Below are 1,938 nucleotides of genomic sequence, written 5' to 3' on the forward strand. Positions count from 1 at the left end.
GGCGACCGTGCCTATTACCATCCGGCTGCTGACTATGTCGCGGTGCCACCGGTTGCGGCCTTCCGCGAGCCGATCAACTGGTACCGCACCGCGCTCCATGAACTCGGCCATTAGACGGGACATCCCACGCGCCTGGACCGCGACCAGACGGGCGCATTCGGCAGTACCAATTATGCGCGCGAAGAGCTGGTCGCTGAGATGGCGAGCGCCTTTGCCTGCGCATCGCTCGCGATCAAACCGACAGTGCGGCATGCCGACTATGTCGGCTCATGGCTCGAGGTGCTGCGCCACGACGACAAGGCGATCTTCCGGGCCGCGAGTGCGGCCAGCAAGGCGGCGGATTATCTGCTCGGCTTTGCCGCAGATGAGGAGCAGCCGTCATGACGACGGAACTGCAATTCCAGGCGCGATTGCGCGCCTGGAGGGCGCTGCCGGTCCATGACCGTGCCATCTTCGCCAGCGTGCGGATCGACGGTTTGGATTATGACGAAGCGGCGCGCCGCCATGGCTGCACGGCACGTGACGTCGAGCAGGTCGTCGTGCGCGTCCTCGTCGCCCTCATGGAAGCGGATGATGATGCCGCGCCATGAGGCGAGCCCAGGCATCCTTTGAGTACAAAGGATGTACGCATCCGTAACGGTTCGCTAGGAATACCGCCATGCGCGACGACGTTGCTCATCTGCCGGACAAGAAGCGCCGCGATCTCGGCCGGATCGTGGAAGTGCTGTTCGCCGAATTCGAACAGGCGACATCGCTGTCGACGCAGAAATGGCGGCGGCAGGGTCGCATCCTCAAGGTCATCCTCTACGGCTCCTATGCGCGCGGCGACTGGGTCGATGATCCCATCGGCGGCTACCAGTCGGACTATGACATCCTCGTCGTCGTCAGCGACGAGCGGCTGACCGAGCCGGGCGAGTTCTGGGCAAAAGCCGACGATCAGTTCGTCCGCGAGGTGACGATCTCCAAGCGCATATCGGCGCCGGTCAGCTTCATTGTCCACAGCCTTGCCGATGTGAACAATCAGCTGACGCAAGGGCGGCCGTTCTTCATCGATGTCATCGAGTAGGGCATCGCGCTGTATGAGGTCGAGGACTATCCCTTCGTCACTCCGCAGCCTCTCGAACCGAAAGCCGCTCGCGCGGAAGCTGCGAAGCATTTTGATTACTGGTTTCCACTCTCAGTGCATGCTTTGAAGCTCGCCGAGGCAAGCCAGCAAAATGGCGTGCCCAGAGATGCGGCGTTCATGCTTCATCAAAGCGTCGAGCGCGCATACCACTGCCTGCTGCTGACACTCACGCTGTACAGCCCGAAGTCGCACAAGCTGAACTTCCTGCGCAGTCAGGCCGAGCCGCTCGTGCATGAGCTCATCGCCGTCTGGCCGCGCGACACCAAGTTTGCCCAGCGCTGTTTCGAGCTGCTGCGCCAGGCCTATGTCAACGCGCGCTACTCAGCCCATTACAAGGTGACGCCGGCCGAACTCGAATGGCTGGCCGAGCGCGTCGAGCTGCTCCAGCAGATCGTCAAAGAGGCCTGCGAAAAGCGGCTCGCGCAGGCCTGACCTCCGTCAGCCTGCGCTCGCGTCATCAGCAAAGGCACGCCGCCCGCGCCGCGTCCAGATCAACCGATAGCGGTCGCTGTCCTCACCGCGCAGCCTGCTCGCCACATCGACAAGTGCGCCATAGATCAGCGCGCGGTCGTCGTTGGTCAGATCGATGAGCCCCGCCTTGGCGATAAGGCCGCCGAGTTCGATCAATTGGCGGGTGCGCTCGCGCCGCTTCACCTGCCACTCGCGCGTATCATGCCGCGCTCGGCGGAGCTGAAGCCGGGCGCGGAGAACCGCTGTCCGTCGCAGGGCCGCTGTCGTCACGGCCAGCGCCTTGGCGTGCGCCGGGCTCGCCGCCCCGGGGCTATGGGGGAACAGCGAACTGCCGGAGACCG

4 protein-coding genes and 1 pseudogene are annotated in these 1,938 nt (G+C 63.9%); 4 read left to right on the forward strand and 1 reads right to left on the reverse strand.

The annotated features are described in order from the left end of the window. The 4 genes and pseudogenes from U1700_RS14340 to U1700_RS14355 form a co-directional block, all read left to right on the forward strand. Positions 1 to 384, forward strand: a pseudogene (locus U1700_RS14340) (zincin-like metallopeptidase domain-containing protein); the annotation flags it as partial. Beyond that, on the forward strand, positions 381 to 590 hold the full coding sequence (locus U1700_RS14345; RefSeq protein WP_332753372.1) for a sigma factor-like helix-turn-helix DNA-binding protein: 210 nt from the start codon (positions 381 to 383) through the stop codon (positions 588 to 590). The pseudogene U1700_RS14340 and the gene U1700_RS14345, both read left to right, overlap by 4 nt. A gap of 68 nt (positions 591 to 658) precedes the next feature. Continuing rightward, a complete protein-coding gene (locus U1700_RS14350; protein ID WP_332753373.1) occupies positions 659 to 1,066 on the forward strand; it encodes a nucleotidyltransferase domain-containing protein in 408 nt (135 codons plus the stop codon). A gap of 123 nt (positions 1,067 to 1,189) precedes the next feature. Beyond that, positions 1,190 to 1,558, forward strand: a complete 369-nt coding sequence (locus U1700_RS14355; RefSeq protein ID WP_332753374.1) for a HEPN domain-containing protein — start codon at positions 1,190 to 1,192, stop codon at positions 1,556 to 1,558. Between the two features lie 6 nt (positions 1,559 to 1,564). On the opposite strand, the gene U1700_RS14360 is transcribed toward U1700_RS14355, so the two are convergent. Beyond that, positions 1,565 to 1,938 (reverse strand): conjugal transfer protein TraD (locus U1700_RS14360; protein ID WP_332753375.1); only part of this gene is annotated, 374 nt, incomplete at its 5' end.

It is taken from the genome of Sphingomonas sp. RB1R13, assembly GCF_036663775.1.
In the GTDB taxonomy this organism is placed as follows: domain Bacteria; phylum Pseudomonadota; class Alphaproteobacteria; order Sphingomonadales; family Sphingomonadaceae; genus Sphingomicrobium.

Bases quoted from the DNA above. Each gene is read 5' to 3' on its own strand.
- U1700_RS14345 (WP_332753372.1), top strand. From the start codon at position 381: ATGACGACGGAACTGCAATTCCAGGCGCGATTGCGCGCCTGGAGGGCG.
- U1700_RS14350 (WP_332753373.1), top strand. From the start codon at position 659: ATGCGCGACGACGTTGCTCATCTGCCGGACAAGAAGCGCCGCGATCTC.